A 13813-nucleotide genomic window follows, 5' to 3' on the forward strand; every position below is an offset into this window, starting at 1 on the left:
TACTTAATGGTGGTTGTGCGCAGGGCGCCTTCGGGCGCGCCGGTTTTGCTAACTCCCCGGTCGACTAACCTGCGTACAGCCGCCACCCTCGTTTAGTCGCGACGTGTGTACGGCTCCTCATCTGGAGTTGGTAACTATGTTCAAAGTAACGCCGAATCCCCCGGACACCGATCCGGAAACGCCATCCGAATCCATCGATCCCAGTAATTCTCACGAACCATCCGAACGCATACCCTCCGCTGCCGATATCCGTGCCACCCCACGCAAACTATGCGCGATGTTCTTCGTCAACCCAGAACTGGATACCGAAACCCTGCTGGCCCACGCCTGTGAGTCACTGGCTTCGGCCAATGTCATGACCATGGATCTGGCGGATCGAACGGAGGGGACAAGTCGCAATACTCTGTTGGGTATCGCGCAAGTCATCATGCTGGGTGAGCTGGTGGTGAACCGGGCGCTGGATCGGATTGATCCGCCCGAATAGAAAAGCAAAAGGTCAAAAGCTTGCTCCTGCACCGTGTGGGAGAGCCTGTTCGCGATGGACGTACACGGTAACGCGCCCTGTCTGAGTGAACGCGTTGTCCGGGCGTTTTTCGCGAGCAGGCTCGCTCCCACAGTGCTCAGCGATGGCCCAGCCATTACCTTTCTGCACCCAAGAAAAAAGGCGACCCGAAGGTCGCCTCTTGCGCTACTGCCCGAATTGCCGTCCCAACCCACCCGGCACCCCATGAATATCCGTCTCTTCCCAGGGGCCCTTAGGACTGATCGACCGGCTCCAGCCATTATCCCAACGGTAATAAGTACGCTGGCGATAAAAGGTATTGGGCTGATCATCAAGCACATACACACCCAGTTTCGGATCCCAATGGCTATTGCCCCCCGGCGGCGGCGCGAAGCTGGCGGAGGTACGCGGCAACGGTTTGGCAGGCTTGGCCGGAATGCTCGGCTTACTCGGGGTCGGCGAAGTAGACGGCGTAGGCTTTGGTTGCGACGGCGGGATCGGCGGCAGCGACGTCGGCTCGGGTCGTTGGACCGCACAAGCGCTCAACCCTAAAACCATACTGAGCAGAGTGATACGAGCGATGGCGGTCATGGTGGCGTTTCCTGTTATTTGTCCGGGCTGTCGATGGTCAGTTTTTGCGGCGCGGTGGTGCTACTGGCCAGAGGCTGGCTGCGACCGATCCACTCGCCGGCCGTTGGTTTGCCGGCACGTGAGATGCGCGCAACCAGTTGGACTTCAGGGAAGTTCGACAGTTTCAACTGCGGCATCATCGCGTCGGCATCGCCCAGTTCGACAGTTGCCGGCAAGTCGGCCACGGTCAGGCGCTTGGCCGCCAGCGGCGCAGGTGGGCCGGAGGTGGCGCGAGCGAAAATGAACACACTGTCACCCGGCTGGACCTTGGCTTTCAGGTCAGCCGCCAGGTCCACCCGGACCTTGAGCAACACAGCAGCCTTGGCCACCGGGGCCGCGGCCACCTTGCCACCGCTGGCCACCAGTTTCTCGGTGGCGCGGTCAATACCGCCCTGCAGCGCGATACGGGATTTGTCTTCCGGTGGCAGTTGCTCCAACAGGCGATTCCAGTAATCGATGGCCTCCTGATAACGCTGGCCTTCGAACGCCGCGATGCCCAGCAGGCCGAGACTGGTGACTTCCTTCGGATCGGCTTTCAACGCTTCGTCGGTGAGCGCCTGAATCTTGTCCGACCATTTCTTGCCATCGGCGAAGTACTGGGCCTGAGCCCATTGCCCCAATAGTTCAGGCTGGCGCCCGGCCACGGCGACGGTGCGTTCGAAGATTTTCGCCGCGTCGCCAGGACGATCCTGAGTCATGTAGGTGCGGCCAAGGAAATACAACGCCTCGGCGGAATCCGGCTGCGCCGCTACCGCGCGCTCCAGACGCCGGGTCATCTCTTCCATCGACTGTGGCGCCTGGGAGAATTCCCGGGTCAGCTCGACTTTGTCGCTGGCACCGAAATGCAGGTACAACCCAAGGCCCAGCACCGGGACCAGGATCGCCGCCAGCAACGGTGCCGGTTTGCCCAGGCGCGATACCCGTGGCGCGGCAACGCCTTCGGTATCGGCGAGTAACTCCCGGGCGGCTTCGGCGCGACCGGCGTCCATTTGTGCGGCATCGAGAACGCCTTCTTCCTGCTGAGCCTGCAACTCAGCCACACGCTCTTGATACAGCGCCACGTTCAGGGCGGTCCGATCCTCTTCGAGCTGTGCACGACGACTGCGCAGAATGGGGATCAACAGAAAACTCAGGGCCACCAGAAGCAGCAGACCAGCAGCAAGCCAGAAATCAATCATTCTTGGTTTTATCCAACAGTTGGTCGAGGCGCTCGCGCTCCTCGGCAGAAAGCTCATCCTTGGTGGCGGTGCGTTGAACGCGCCGACGGCGGACAATCACCGCGATGATCACAACACCACCGAGCAACAGGCCGGCAGGACCGAACCAGAGCAGTGCAGTCTTGGCGTTCAGGGCCGGTTTGTAGCGGACGAAATCACCATAGCGATCGACCATGAAATCGATGATCTGCTGGTTGTCCTTGCCCTCGCCGAGCATGCGGAAGATCTCTTTGCGCAAGTCGGCGGCGATCGGTGCGTTGGAGTCGGCGATGTCCTGGTTCTGACACTTGGGGCAACGCAGCTCTTTGGTCAATTCGCGAAAACGCTCGCGGTCCCCTTCCTTGGCAAACTCATAGGTGTCGATGGCGGCGTGAGCCACCCCGGCCATGCTCAAGCCCAGAACGACAGCGGCAATCCAGCGCTTCATGGCTTGGCCTCATCGACCAGCGCCTGATACTTGGCCGCCAGTTTTTCACGCCAGACCTGCTCGTCGATCACCCCGACGAACTTGTCGCGGATGACGCCCTTGGCGTCGATGAAGAAGGTTTCCGGCGCGCCGTATACGCCGAGGTTCAGGCCCAGGGAGCCTTCATCGTCGCGGATGTCCAGTTGATAGGGGTTGTGGAAATCCTTCAGCCACTTCAAGGCGTCGATGTTGACGTCCTTGTAGTTGATGCCGTAGATCACCACGCCCTTTTCGGCCAGTTTGTTCAGCACCGGGTGCTCGACCCGGCAGGAAATGCACCAGGTGCCCCAGACGTTGACCAGCGCCGGTTTGCCGAGGATATCGGCACGGGTCAGGGTCTTGTCGCCCTGCACCGCCGGCAGGGAAAACTCCGGGAATGGCTTGCCGATCATCGCCGAAGGCAACTCAGCCGGGTCCAGGTACAGACCGCGATACAGGAAAACAGCGACCACCAGAAAAATCGCCAGTGGCAACAGCATCAACCAACGTCTCATGCAGTAGCTCCCGACATGCCCAGCGCCTCACGCACGCGGCTTTTCACCTTTACCCGATAACGCCGGTCCAGCGCTGCCAGCAATCCGCCAAGTCCGGTCAGCAAGCCGCCGAACCAGATCCAGCGCACGAATGGCTTGACGTGAACGCGCACTGCCCAGGCACCCTCGCCCAGCGGTTCACCCAGGGCGACGTAGAGGTCACGGGTAAAACCGGCGTCGATCCCGGCTTCGGTCATCACCGAATTCTGCACGGTGTAGAGGCGTTTTTCCGGATGCAGCACGCTGACTTCCTGGCCGTCCTTGATCACCCGCACGGTACCCTTGTCGGAAGTGAAGTTCGGGCCTTCGAAGTGTTTGGCGCCTTCGAACACGAACTGATAACCGCCCAACGCCATGGATTCGCCCGGTGCCAGGCGCAGATCGCGCTCGGCACTGTTCTGGCTCGACAGCACCACGCCCAGGGCGCAGACCGCAATACCCAGGTGCGCGACCTGCATACCCCAGTAACTGCGGGTCAACGTCGGTAAACCTTTGATCAGGCCTTTGTGGCGAGTCTTGTCGAAGATGTCTCGCACACCGGCCAACAACACCCAGGCTGCGAGCATGAAGGTCGCCAGCACCGCCCAGTTGAAATCGCCGTAAGCAACACCGGCCACCACCGCCAGCGCAGCACTGCCGAGCAGTACCGGCGTCAGCATGCTCAGCAGCCACTTAACCGGGGTGTCTTTCCAGCGCACGATCACGCCGACCGCCATCACCAGCATCAGCAACGCCATCAACGGAATGAACAACGCGTTGAAGTACGGCGGGCCGACCGACAGCTTGGCGCCGGTCATGGCATCCAGAATCAGCGGGTACAAGGTGCCCAGCAGGATCATCGAAGCCGCCACCACCAGCACCAGGTTGTTGCCCAGTAGCAGGGTTTCCCGGGACCAGAGGTTGAAGCCGACCTGGCTCTTGACCACCGGCGCACGCAGGGCGAACAGCGTCAGCGAACCGCCGACCACGAACAGCAGGAAAATCAGGATGAACACGCCGCGCTCGGGATCGGATGCAAAGGCGTGAACCGACGTCAGTACGCCGGAGCGCACAAGGAAAGTCCCCAGCAAGCTCAATGAGAACGCGGCGATGGCCAGCAACACGGTCCAACTCTTGAACACGCCACGCTTTTCCGTGACCGCCAGCGAGTGAATCAACGCGGTGCCCACCAGCCAAGGCATGAAGGAAGCGTTTTCCACCGGGTCCCAGAACCACCAGCCGCCCCAGCCCAGTTCGTAATAGGCCCACCACGAGCCGAGGGTAATACCGATACCGAGGAAGGCCCAGGCGACGATGGTCCACGGACGCGACCAGCGCGCCCACGCCGCATCGAGGCGACCGCCCAGCAGTGCGGCGATGGCGAAGGCGAAGGCCACGGAGAAACCGACGTAACCCATGTAGAGCATCGGCGGGTGCACGATCAGACCGATGTCCTGCAGCAGCGGGTTAAGGTCGCGACCGTCCGCCGGAATCTGCGGCAGGATGCGTTCGAACGGGTTCGAGGTGAGGATCAGGAACAGCAGAAAACCGATGCTGATCATGCCCATCACCGCCAGCACCCGCGCCAGCATCACTTGCGGCAACTGCCGGGAGAACACTGACACGGCGAAGGTCCAGCCACCGAGGATCAGCGCCCACAGCAGCAACGAACCTTCGTGGGCGCCCCACACGGCGCTGAATTTGTAGTACCACGGCAACGCGCTGTTGGAGTTGCTGGCCACATACGCGACAGAGAAGTCATCGGCCATGAACGCGTAGGTCAGGCAACCGAAGGCGAACAGCAGAAAGGCAAACTGGCCCCATGCGGCCGGCTGGGCCAGGCTCATCCACAAACGGTCGCCACGCCAGGCGCCGAGCAAGGGCACCACGGCCTGAACCAGGGCGAAACACAGCGCCAGAATCATGGCCAGGTGGCCCAGTTCTGGTATGAAAAGCACTGGAATAAACATGCCGGAAGTCATCATCAACCCTCCTTGGCGGGTGTGGGTGCGGATTGACCACTGTCTTTCAAGGCCTTGGTCACTTCCGGCGGCATGTACTTCTCGTCGTGTTTGGCCAGCACTTCATCGGCCACTACCACGCCGTCGGCATTGAGTTTCCCCAGGGCGACGATGCCCTGCCCTTCGCGGAACAGGTCCGGCAGGATGCCGCGATAGGTGATGGTCACGGACTTGTTGAAGTCGGTGACGATGAACTTCACGTCCAGCGAATCGCCGGAACGCTGCAGCGAACCTTTCTCGACCATGCCGCCAGCGCGAATGCGCGTGTCATGGGGTGCTTCGCCGTTGGCAATCTGGGTCGGTGTATAGAACAGATTGATGTTTTGTTGCAGGGCGCTCAGGGCCAGGCCCACGGCAGCGCCGACTCCGACGAGAATCGCGAGAATGATGGTAAGACGCTTTTTACGCAGGGGATTCACTTGCCGTTCTCCCGGCGCAGACGACGCGCCTCTTGTTGCAAATACCGCTTGCGGGCCAGGATCGGCGCCGCCACGTTGAGGGCCAGCACCACCAGGCAGATGCCGTAGGCTGACCAGACATACAGGCCGTGATGGCCCATGGCGATGAAGTCGCCGAATGACGCAAAACTCATCGAGCGACCTCCAGGCTGTTCTGCACTTCAGCTTTGACCCAACTGGCCCGTGCCTCGCGCTTGAGCACTTCAAGGCGCATGCGCAGCAACAACACCGCGCCGAAGAAACAGTAGAACCCGAGTGCCGTCAGCAGCAGTGGCAGCCACATTTCGGCGGGCATCGCCGGCTTTTCGGTGAGGGTAAAGGTCGCGCCCTGGTGCAGGGTGTTCCACCACTCCACCGAGTATTTGATGATCGGGATATTGATCACGCCGACGATTGCCAATACCGCGCAGGCTTTGGCCGCACTGTCACGATTGCTGATGGCGTTGCCCAACGCAATAAGACCGAAGTACAGGAAAAGCAGGATAAGCATGGACGTAAGGCGTGCATCCCAGACCCACCACGAGCCCCAGGTCGGCTTGCCCCAGATTGCACCGGTGACCAGCGCCACGGCGGTCATCCAGGCACCGATGGGCGCCGCGCATTGCAGGGCGACGTCGGCCAGTTTCATTTTCCACACCAACCCGACGACGCCGCACACGGCCAGCATCACATAGATGGACTGCGCCAGCATGGCGGACGGAACGTGGATATAAATGATGCGAAAGCTGTTGCCTTGCTGATAGTCCGGTGGCGCGAAGGCCAGGCCCCAGACTACGCCGATGGTGATCAGCAGTAAGGCTGCGATGCTCAACCACGGCAGCATCTTGCCGCTGATGCCGTAGAACCACTTGGGTGAGCCGAGCTTATGAAACCAGGTCCAGTTCATTACTGTTTCCATCACGGTTGCCGTTCGTTTTCACGAAGCAGCCAAAGGGTCTGCTTTTTTTAAAAAGAGTGGTTAAAAATTAACCAGACCTCATTATTATTCGCCGACGCTGATCTTCAGGCCAGCGGCTATTGCAAAAGGTGTCAGGGTTATCGCCAGGGCGGTCAGGCTACCAAGCCACAAGAGATAACCGGTCGCCGGCATGCCCTGCAGGGCTGCCTGCAAGGCGCCACTGCCGAGAATCAGCACCGGGATGTACAACGGCAGAATCAGCAACGCCAGCAACAGGCCACCGCGTTTCAAACCGACCGTCAGTGCCGCGCCCACCGCACCGAGCAGACTCAGCACCGGTGTACCCAGCAATAAAGAAAGCAGCAACACCGGCAGACAGGCGGCAGGCAAACCGAGCATCAACGCCAGCAACGGAGCGAGCAAAACCAGTGCCAGGCCGGAAAACGCCCAGTGTGCCAGCACCTTGGCCAAAACCAGAAGAGGCAGGGGGTGCGGCGAAAGGACCCACTGTTCCAGCGAGCCGTCTTCGAAATCACTGCGGAAAAGCCCGTCCAGCGAGAGCAAAACCGATAAAAGGGCCGCCACCCAGACCAGTCCCGGAGACAAGGTTTGCAACAATTGAGACTCGGGACCGACCGCCAAGGGGAACAGGGAAACGACGATGGCGAAAAACACCAGCGGATTGGCCAGCTCCGCGGGACGGCGGAACAGCAGACGGGCTTCACGGGCGACCAACAGGCCAAAAACACTCATACGGCCCATTTCCCCAGATCAATGTCGCGATAGCTGGCCGGCAGGCGACTCAGTGTGTGGTGAGTGGTCAACACCACCATGCCGCCGCGTTCGCAGTGGCCGGCCAGGTGTTCCTCCAACTGCGCCACGCCTTGTTTGTCGAGGGCGGTGAAGGGTTCATCGAGAATCCAGAGCGGCGGGCTGTCCAGATACAGCCGTGCCAGCGCGACACGCCGCTGCTGCCCAGCGGATAGCGTGTGGCAGGGAACATCTTCGAAACCGCGCAATCCGACCGCTGCCAGGGCTTGCCAGATGGCGTCGTGGGAGGCCGGTTGATGCAGGGCACAGAGCCAGCTGAGGTTCTCTTCCGGCGTCAGCAGATCCTTGATCCCCGCCGCATGACCAATCCACAGCAGGTTGCGCGCCAGTTCCGTGCGTTGTTCGTTGAGTGGTTGGCCATTGAGCAGCACTTGCCCGGCCGTCGGGTGCATCAGCCCCGAAAGCAGGCGTAACAGGCTGGTCTTGCCACTGCCGTTGGGGCCACTGATTTGCACCATTTCGCCACTGGCCAGTCTCAAATCGAGATTTTCGAAGAGCAGCCGAAGGTCTCGCTCACAGGCAAGGGCAACGGTTTGCAGGACAGGACTGGTCAAGGGTTCACGGGCCTTATACGGTTCAAGTCGGCTCTGGCGCGGCCGTTAAAGAGATGCAGAATAGATCTATTGGCAGCCCGAACTAGCGAGCTGCGTCAAATAATTGCAAGGTTTCCGGCACTCTGTATACAACGCGGCGGCATTATACATGCCATTTCCTACTCTAAAGAGTGCATTTTCCCAAGGTTGTGACCGCGTATGACAGGCGAAATGAACATCCTCCCGCTCCCGCAGACCAGCCCGACATCTGCGCGCCCACTGGTAGTAAGCGGCGAATTGCTCAAGCTGCTGACGCCCATCGAGGGCCTGATCACTGCCGGGCAGACGGCCAAGGCCGAGGTGTTGTCGCTCAAGCAGGCGGATCAGACTTTTCAGCTGCTGCTCAAGGTCACCCTGGAAAGCGGCCGCCAGACCACGGTCCAGGCCACCAGCAACCTGCCGTTGGCCCAGGGTACAAGCATCGCGGTCACCCAGCCTTCAGCAGGGAACCTCGCCGTCACGGTGCAACAAGCCATCGCTTCCAGCGTCGCCACCCTCACCCGCCTCGACACCACGCAACTGCCGGTCGGCACCCTGTTGCAGGGCAAAGTGCTGACCTCCCAGGTGTTGCCGCAAGTGCCGGGGCAACCGACGATATTTCGCTCGATGGTCAGCCTGCTCAATACGGCCTTGAGCGGCAGCACCTTGAGCATCGACAGCCCACAGCCTTTGCGCATCGGCACCTTGCTCAGCGCCCAGGTGCAGGACACCCAGACCTTGAAGTTCGTGCCCTTGAGCAGCCGCCAGGAGCAATTGGCGGTGACCCAGCAACTGGTCGGCCAACAAAGCCGTCAGGGATCGCTGGATGGTTTGCTCAAGCTGCTGCAAAACCTGCCACCCTCGAATCAGACCTCAAGCGACTTGCGCGTGGCGGTTGATAAATTGCTCGCCGGCCTGCCCGACGTTCAGCAACTGAGTACCCCCAAAGGCCTGGCCCTGGCACTGGCTGGCAGCGGCGCGTTCCTCGAATCGAAACTGCTGACCGGGCACAACCCGGCGCTCGCGCCCGACATGAAGGCCGATCTGCTCAAGCTGATTGCGCAACTGACGCCAGGGCTGCCCGCCAGCACCAACCTCAGCGCGATCATCGCCGCCAACACCCTGGCCCAAGCCATGCCGAGCTTCGTGCGTAATGCCCTGGGCATGCTCGGGCAGGTCAGTGCCAAACCGTCGCCCACCAGCTTCCCGCTGCCCGAGCGCCTGTTGCAGAACGCTGAAGGCGAAGATGATCTTGAACACCTGCTGCGCCTGGCCGCGGCGGCGGTTTCACGCCTGCAGAGCCATCAACTGTCAAGCCTGGAGCAGACCGGTGTTACCAGCGACGGCCGCTTGATGAGCACCTGGCAACTGGAAGTTCCGATGCGCAACCTGCAGGACATCGTGCCGTTGCAGATCAAGTTCCAGCGTGAAGAAGCGCCAGACAGGGAACAACCCCATGAACGCCGTGAAGAGCGAGAGCCCAAGCAACAACTGTGGCGCGTCGAGTTGGCGTTCGATATGGAGCCGCTGGGGCCGATGCAGATTCAGGCACAGCTGATCAAGGGCAGTCTCTCCAGCCAGCTCTGGGCCGAACGGCCGTACACCGCCAGCCTGATCGAAAACAACCTGGCCGCACTGCGTCAGCGTCTGCTGGCCTCGGGGCTGAATGTCGGCGATCTCGATTGCCATCAGGGCAGACCGCCTCAAGGCCAGCAAACTCGTCTAGAACAACGCTGGGTCGACGAAACCGCATGAAAAATCCCAACACACCCCGCCAGGCCATCGCCCTCAAATACGACGGCACCCACGCCCCTACCCTCACCGCCAAGGGTGATGAAGAACTGGCTGAAGAAATCCTGCGGATCGCCCGCGAGTATGAAGTGCCGATTTACGAAAACGCCGAGTTGGTGAGGCTGCTGGCGCGCATGGAGCTGGGAGACAGCATTCCGCAGGAGTTGTACCGCACGATTGCGGAGATCATTGCGTTCGCGTGGAATCTGAAGGGCAAGTTTCCGGAGGAGCAGGATCCGGATGCGCCGATGGTTGAGAAGGATGTGACGGATCGCGGGGAAAATTACTGAGAGGTCAAAACTGCGATCACAAAAAGCTCGCTTTCAAGAAACCCGTGGCAAACACACGAAGTGTGAAAACTACCAAGTCTTAAAAGCGAGCCTGGAAACACATGTTAATTTGACCACTATCATACCGAAGTAGGATCAGCACTCACTATTTGAGTAGATTACTCGTTACTCCAACTCGACTTCTTCCGCTACGTGACCGTGTTGCCCACTGTAATACCTTAGAAAACGGACACGCTTTCCAACCAGCGGCCTTGCGTCATACCACCCTTCAAAAGTTTTATGATTATAAATGTAAATCCTTCCATCCAAATCATCTTTGATCAAACCCTTTATGCGGGTTAACGGCCAGTCCGGATCGTCGCTTGGATCTACCGTTTCAAAAGAAGTAACTACTCCCGCAGCGCGGTTCGGCTGGTCGCTCATAAAAACCCTCTCCCAATCCCTATATAACAATCAATCTCCACAAATATCGACATAACGAGGAGAGCCAACAGTTAAATACGAACATCAGCCGAATACAACTATCACAATTGATAGTACAGGCTTCTTCAAAAGTCTCGCACAATGAACATTTCGATTCAGTCCTAGAAATTGAATTATTCCGGAAGAGCTGTCTTGCACAATTGCGACGATTGTTTCGTTTGCGTGGAATCTGAAGGGCAAGTTTCCGACGGGGCAGGATCCGGATGCGCCGATGGTTGAGAAGGACATCACCGATCGCGGGGAATGATTACTGAGGGTTCGAAGACGCCATCGCGGGCAAGCCCGCTCCCACAGGTGATTGGCGGTGTTCACACGTCTTGTGTCCACCCCGATCCATTGTGGGAGCGAGCCTGCTCGCGAAGGCGATTTCAGCGTGATCGAAACAATCAGTTCTTGTGCAGCTTGCTCATCAACTCCGCCTCAGCCTGGGTCAAGCCGCAGGACTGGGTCAGTTCGTCGACGCTCGCGCCCATTCCCACCAGTCGCGCCGCCTGGGCGAACGACAGGCTGGTAGGATCGCGTTGTTCCACACGGGTGAGCCGGTCCGGCAACGGCGCGACGATGGCGCGCAGTTCGTGCAGGTCTTCACCCATGCGCACGTTGCCGTTCTGATAGTCATCCACGCTTTTGGCCAGGTCCTTGATGCGCTGATCACGCAACGCATCGCCCTGGGCCTGTTGCGCGGCGATCTTGCGTTGATCGCGAATGTACGCCAGAAACATCGCCAGCGTGCCTGCCCAGAACAGGAACAGGACAATGACCGCAACCTCGAGAATCAATCAGATACTCTCCAGTTCCGACCATTCTTCTTCGCTCATCATCTTGTCCAGTTCGACCAGGATCAGCAGTTCGTTGTTCTTGTTGCACACGCCTTGAATGAACTTGGCGGATTCTTCGTTACCGACGTTCGGCGCGGTTTCGATTTCCGACTGACGCAGGTAAACCACTTCGGCCACGCTGTCGACCATGATCCCGACAACCTGCTTGTCGGCTTCGATGATGACGATACGGGTGTTGTCGCTGATTTCGGCATTCATCAGGCCGAAGCGCTGACGGGTGTCGATCACGGTGACCACGTTACCGCGCAGGTTGATGATGCCCAGCACGTAGCTCGGGGCACCCGGCACCGGGGCGATTTCGGTGTAGCGCAGGACTTCCTGAACGCGCATCACGTTGATGCCGTAGGTTTCGTTATCCAGCTTGAAGGTTACCCATTGCAGGATCGGATCTTCGGACCCTTTTGCCGCCGTCGCCTTATCATTCATACCCTGACCCCTCGAAAAACCGCCCTGGCGGTGTGTGTTCGGTGCTGCGGCATTTGGATGCCGTCGCCTGTTTGTTGTGCAGTTTTCATTTCAACTTTTGGACCGGCTTGCTGCCGCCCATGTGCTTTGCCCCGCCGCTGGCGATCAACTCGGCCAGTTCGGACACGTCGAGCAATGCACACATGTGTTCAATCACCGTGCCCGCCAGCCATGGCCGTTGACCACGGTGGCTGCGCCACTTGATTTCGTTCGGGTCCAGGCGCAATGAGCGGCTGACTTGATGCACCGCCAGCCCCCACTCGTAGCCCTGAACCGAGATGACGTATTGCAGGCCCTGTCGGAAATCATCGCGATAACGATCGGGCATGACCCATCGCGCAGTGTCCAGAACCTTCAGGTTGCCCGCCTGACTCGGCAGGATGCCGAGGAACCACTCCGGCTGACCGAACAGCGGCGTCAGTTCGTGGCCGGCCAGGGAGTAGATCGAGCCCAGGCATACCAGAGGCACCGCCAGGGTCAACCCGGCAACATCGAACAACAGGCACTCGAAGGGCTCGGCTGCCCACGCCGGACGACCGTCGGTTTCCACCGGCGGCGGTGTGTTGGCAGGTGGCAGGTGGACATCGACCACGGGCGGTACCAGCACCTGTTGCACTTCGACCGGGGCAGTAACCAAAACCTGTTGCTCTTCGACGGCCGGTGACACCAAGGCTTGCAGCAAGGGGGCGATCGTCGAGACCGGCGCCAGAACGGGTGTCGGCGCATCAACCACTGCAACCGGTGTTTTCACTACCGGTGCTGCAACCGGGACAGTCGCAACTACGATTTTCTGCGCATCGCGCGCCTGCTCTTCGAGCACTGCCGCCTGGAATTCGTCCAGCGCAGCCTCAACCTCAACCACGGCGGGCAGCGCTTCCATTTCTGGCGCGAATTCCTCGGTGACTTCCTGCAGCAGATTATCCAGGTAGGACTGCAACGCCAGTTGCGGGCGCGAAGTGGTCTTCAATGGACGATTCATTGGCGCACTCCTGTAGGAGCGAGCGGTACGGGTTTCATCTTCAGGCCACCTGCGGCACAAGTTGTGCCGTCAGCAAATGCTTGAGCAGCGCACGGTAGGCAAGAACGCCACGGCTCTTGCCGTCGAATTGCGAAGGCGTCAGCCCGGCACGACTGGCATCACGCAAGCGGGTGTCCACGGGAATGTAGCCCTGCCAGATTTCCTCCGGAAACTTGTCGCGCAACACCCGCAGCGTGCCGAGGGACGCTTGCGTACGCCGGTCGAACAGAGTCGGCACGATGGTGAACGGCAAGGCCTGTTTGCGCGAGCGGTTGATCATCGCCAGGGTGTTGATCATGCGCTCCAGGCCTTTGACCGCCAGGTGTTCGGTCTGCACCGGGATCACCAGTTGCTGGCTCGCCGCCAAGGCATTGACCATCAGCACGCCGAGCAACGGCGGGCTGTCGATCACCGCGTAATCGAAGTCTTGCCACAACTGCGCCAGGCTCTTGGCGATCACCAGGCCCAGGCCACTCTGGCCCGGCGACTGGCGTTCAAGGGTGGCCAGGGCGGTACTCGACGGCAGCAGGGAAATACGTTCGTCGCTGGTCGACAGCAGTAATTGTCCGGGCAAACCCTGCGGCACGCTGCCCTTATGCAGGAACAGGTCGTAGTTGCTGTGTTCCAGGCTGTCGGGGTCGTAGCCGAAATAACTGGTCATCGAGCCGTGGGGGTCAAGGTCAACCACGACCACGCGCTTGCCCGCCTCGGCCAGCAAACCGGCTAAAGCAATGGAGGAAGTGGTTTTACCGACACCACCCTTTTGATTGGCGACTGCCCAGACTCTCATTTGGTTTGGTTCCTCCCGGTCGAATCGACC

At 59.9% G+C, this 13813-nt stretch carries 18 protein-coding genes and 1 pseudogene; 4 read left to right on the top strand and 15 right to left on the bottom strand.

Annotated features, from left to right (window positions below; genetic code table 11):
- Positions 1 to 136: 136 nt before the first annotated feature.
- Entirely contained in the window at positions 137 to 484 is a 348-nt protein-coding gene (locus AC07ZE_RS21960) for a DUF6124 family protein (RefSeq protein WP_207266622.1), read from the top strand.
- Between the two features lie 204 nt (positions 485 to 688).
- On the opposite strand, the gene AC07ZE_RS21965 is transcribed toward AC07ZE_RS21960, so the two are convergent.
- From AC07ZE_RS21965 to ccmA, 10 genes are all read right to left on the bottom strand, one after another.
- Positions 689 to 1093 carry a hypothetical protein gene (locus tag AC07ZE_RS21965; protein ID WP_207266623.1) on the bottom strand — a complete coding sequence of 135 codons (405 nt, stop codon included), beginning with the start codon at positions 1091 to 1093 and terminating at the stop codon, positions 689 to 691.
- A gap of 14 nt (positions 1094 to 1107) precedes the next feature.
- Positions 1108 to 2310, bottom strand: coding sequence for a c-type cytochrome biogenesis protein CcmI (ccmI, locus tag AC07ZE_RS21970; RefSeq protein WP_207266624.1), 1203 nt, complete (start codon positions 2308 to 2310; stop codon positions 1108 to 1110).
- The gene (locus tag AC07ZE_RS21975; protein WP_137805403.1) at positions 2303 to 2776 is read right to left on the bottom strand and encodes a cytochrome c-type biogenesis protein; all 474 of its coding nucleotides are present in this window, start codon (positions 2774 to 2776) and stop codon (positions 2303 to 2305) included. The genes ccmI and AC07ZE_RS21975 overlap by 8 nt, the downstream gene beginning before the upstream one ends.
- Positions 2773 to 3309 (bottom strand): DsbE family thiol:disulfide interchange protein, encoded by a 537-nt coding sequence (locus AC07ZE_RS21980; RefSeq protein WP_207266625.1) that lies wholly within the window; start codon positions 3307 to 3309, stop codon positions 2773 to 2775. Before AC07ZE_RS21980 ends, AC07ZE_RS21975 begins: the two co-directional genes overlap by 4 nt.
- Positions 3306 to 5297: a heme lyase CcmF/NrfE family subunit gene (locus AC07ZE_RS21985; RefSeq protein WP_404940898.1), complete on the bottom strand. Its 1992-nt coding sequence runs from the start codon at positions 5295 to 5297 to the stop codon at positions 3306 to 3308. Before AC07ZE_RS21985 ends, AC07ZE_RS21980 begins: the two co-directional genes overlap by 4 nt.
- A gap of 14 nt (positions 5298 to 5311) precedes the next feature.
- The gene (ccmE, locus tag AC07ZE_RS21990; RefSeq protein WP_207266626.1) at positions 5312 to 5767 is read right to left on the bottom strand and encodes a cytochrome c maturation protein CcmE; all 456 of its coding nucleotides are present in this window, start codon (positions 5765 to 5767) and stop codon (positions 5312 to 5314) included.
- On the bottom strand, positions 5764 to 5940 hold the full coding sequence (gene ccmD / locus AC07ZE_RS21995) for a heme exporter protein CcmD (RefSeq protein WP_057398391.1): 177 nt from the start codon (positions 5938 to 5940) through the stop codon (positions 5764 to 5766). Before ccmD ends, ccmE begins: the two co-directional genes overlap by 4 nt.
- On the bottom strand, positions 5937 to 6692 hold the full coding sequence (locus tag AC07ZE_RS22000) for a heme ABC transporter permease (protein WP_095195695.1): 756 nt from the start codon (positions 6690 to 6692) through the stop codon (positions 5937 to 5939). Before AC07ZE_RS22000 ends, ccmD begins: the two co-directional genes overlap by 4 nt.
- Positions 6693 to 6788: 96 nt before the next feature.
- Positions 6789 to 7457, bottom strand: a complete 669-nt coding sequence (gene ccmB, locus AC07ZE_RS22005) for a heme exporter protein CcmB (protein ID WP_007983326.1) — start codon at positions 7455 to 7457, stop codon at positions 6789 to 6791.
- Complete coding sequence (gene ccmA / locus AC07ZE_RS22010) at positions 7454 to 8089, bottom strand: cytochrome c biogenesis heme-transporting ATPase CcmA (RefSeq protein WP_207266627.1); 636 nt, start codon at positions 8087 to 8089, stop codon at positions 7454 to 7456. The genes ccmB and ccmA overlap by 4 nt, the downstream gene beginning before the upstream one ends.
- Positions 8090 to 8287: 198 nt before the next feature.
- On the opposite strand from ccmA, the gene fliK reads away from it, so the two are divergent.
- Both fliK and AC07ZE_RS22020 read left to right on the top strand, forming a co-directional pair.
- Entirely contained in the window at positions 8288 to 9862 is a 1575-nt protein-coding gene (gene fliK, locus AC07ZE_RS22015) for a flagellar hook-length control protein FliK (protein ID WP_207266628.1), read from the top strand.
- Positions 9859 to 10188 carry an EscU/YscU/HrcU family type III secretion system export apparatus switch protein gene (locus AC07ZE_RS22020; RefSeq protein ID WP_207266629.1) on the top strand — a complete coding sequence of 110 codons (330 nt, stop codon included), beginning with the start codon at positions 9859 to 9861 and terminating at the stop codon, positions 10186 to 10188. The genes fliK and AC07ZE_RS22020 overlap by 4 nt, the downstream gene beginning before the upstream one ends.
- A gap of 165 nt (positions 10189 to 10353) precedes the next feature.
- On the opposite strand, the gene AC07ZE_RS22025 is transcribed toward AC07ZE_RS22020, so the two are convergent.
- Positions 10354 to 10611: a hypothetical protein gene (locus tag AC07ZE_RS22025; protein ID WP_207266630.1), complete on the bottom strand. Its 258-nt coding sequence runs from the start codon at positions 10609 to 10611 to the stop codon at positions 10354 to 10356.
- A 175-nt stretch (positions 10612 to 10786) separates the two neighbouring features.
- Here AC07ZE_RS22025 and AC07ZE_RS22030 point away from each other — a divergent pair.
- Positions 10787 to 10918: pseudogene (locus tag AC07ZE_RS22030) on the top strand (EscU/YscU/HrcU family type III secretion system export apparatus switch protein); the annotation flags it as partial.
- Positions 10919 to 11057: 139 nt separating this feature from the next.
- On the opposite strand, the gene AC07ZE_RS22035 reads toward AC07ZE_RS22030, so the two are convergent.
- The 4 genes from AC07ZE_RS22035 to AC07ZE_RS22050 form a co-directional block, all read right to left on the bottom strand.
- Positions 11058 to 11450 carry a DUF2802 domain-containing protein gene (locus tag AC07ZE_RS22035; protein ID WP_095195699.1) on the bottom strand — a complete coding sequence of 131 codons (393 nt, stop codon included), beginning with the start codon at positions 11448 to 11450 and terminating at the stop codon, positions 11058 to 11060.
- Positions 11451 to 11936 (bottom strand): chemotaxis protein CheW, encoded by a 486-nt coding sequence (locus AC07ZE_RS22040; protein WP_007980742.1) that lies wholly within the window; start codon positions 11934 to 11936, stop codon positions 11451 to 11453.
- Between the two features lie 85 nt (positions 11937 to 12021).
- Positions 12022 to 12954, bottom strand: coding sequence for a CheW domain-containing protein (locus AC07ZE_RS22045; RefSeq protein ID WP_207266631.1), 933 nt, complete (start codon positions 12952 to 12954; stop codon positions 12022 to 12024).
- 40 nt (positions 12955 to 12994) lie between these two features.
- On the bottom strand, positions 12995 to 13783 hold the full coding sequence (locus tag AC07ZE_RS22050; protein ID WP_095195701.1) for a ParA family protein: 789 nt from the start codon (positions 13781 to 13783) through the stop codon (positions 12995 to 12997).
- Positions 13784 to 13813: the final 30 nt, after the last annotated feature.

The sequence above is a fragment of the Pseudomonas sp. GW101-3H06 genome (assembly GCF_059424605.1).

Coding starts and splice junctions, on each gene's coding strand:
- AC07ZE_RS21965 (WP_207266623.1), bottom strand. CDS start 1,093: ATGACCGCCATCGCTCGTATCACTCTGCTCAGTATGGTTTTAGGGTTG.
- AC07ZE_RS21975 (WP_137805403.1), bottom strand. CDS start 2,776: ATGAAGCGCTGGATTGCCGCTGTCGTTCTGGGCTTGAGCATGGCCGGG.
- AC07ZE_RS21985 (WP_404940898.1), bottom strand. CDS start 5,297: ATGTTTATTCCAGTGCTTTTCATACCAGAACTGGGCCACCTGGCCATG.
- AC07ZE_RS21960 (WP_207266622.1), top strand. CDS start 137: ATGTTCAAAGTAACGCCGAATCCCCCGGACACCGATCCGGAAACGCCA.
- AC07ZE_RS22025 (WP_207266630.1), bottom strand. CDS start 10,611: ATGAGCGACCAGCCGAACCGCGCTGCGGGAGTAGTTACTTCTTTTGAA.
- ccmI (WP_207266624.1), bottom strand. CDS start 2,310: ATGATTGATTTCTGGCTTGCTGCTGGTCTGCTGCTTCTGGTGGCCCTG.
- AC07ZE_RS22050 (WP_095195701.1), bottom strand. CDS start 13,783: ATGAGAGTCTGGGCAGTCGCCAATCAAAAGGGTGGTGTCGGTAAAACC.
- AC07ZE_RS21980 (WP_207266625.1), bottom strand. CDS start 3,309: ATGAGACGTTGGTTGATGCTGTTGCCACTGGCGATTTTTCTGGTGGTC.
- fliK (WP_207266628.1), top strand. CDS start 8,288: ATGACAGGCGAAATGAACATCCTCCCGCTCCCGCAGACCAGCCCGACA.
- AC07ZE_RS22045 (WP_207266631.1), bottom strand. CDS start 12,954: ATGAATCGTCCATTGAAGACCACTTCGCGCCCGCAACTGGCGTTGCAG.
- ccmB (WP_007983326.1), bottom strand. CDS start 7,457: ATGAGTGTTTTTGGCCTGTTGGTCGCCCGTGAAGCCCGTCTGCTGTTC.
- ccmD (WP_057398391.1), bottom strand. CDS start 5,940: ATGAGTTTTGCGTCATTCGGCGACTTCATCGCCATGGGCCATCACGGC.
- AC07ZE_RS22020 (WP_207266629.1), top strand. CDS start 9,859: ATGAAAAATCCCAACACACCCCGCCAGGCCATCGCCCTCAAATACGAC.
- AC07ZE_RS22000 (WP_095195695.1), bottom strand. CDS start 6,692: ATGAACTGGACCTGGTTTCATAAGCTCGGCTCACCCAAGTGGTTCTAC.
- AC07ZE_RS22040 (WP_007980742.1), bottom strand. CDS start 11,936: ATGAATGATAAGGCGACGGCGGCAAAAGGGTCCGAAGATCCGATCCTG.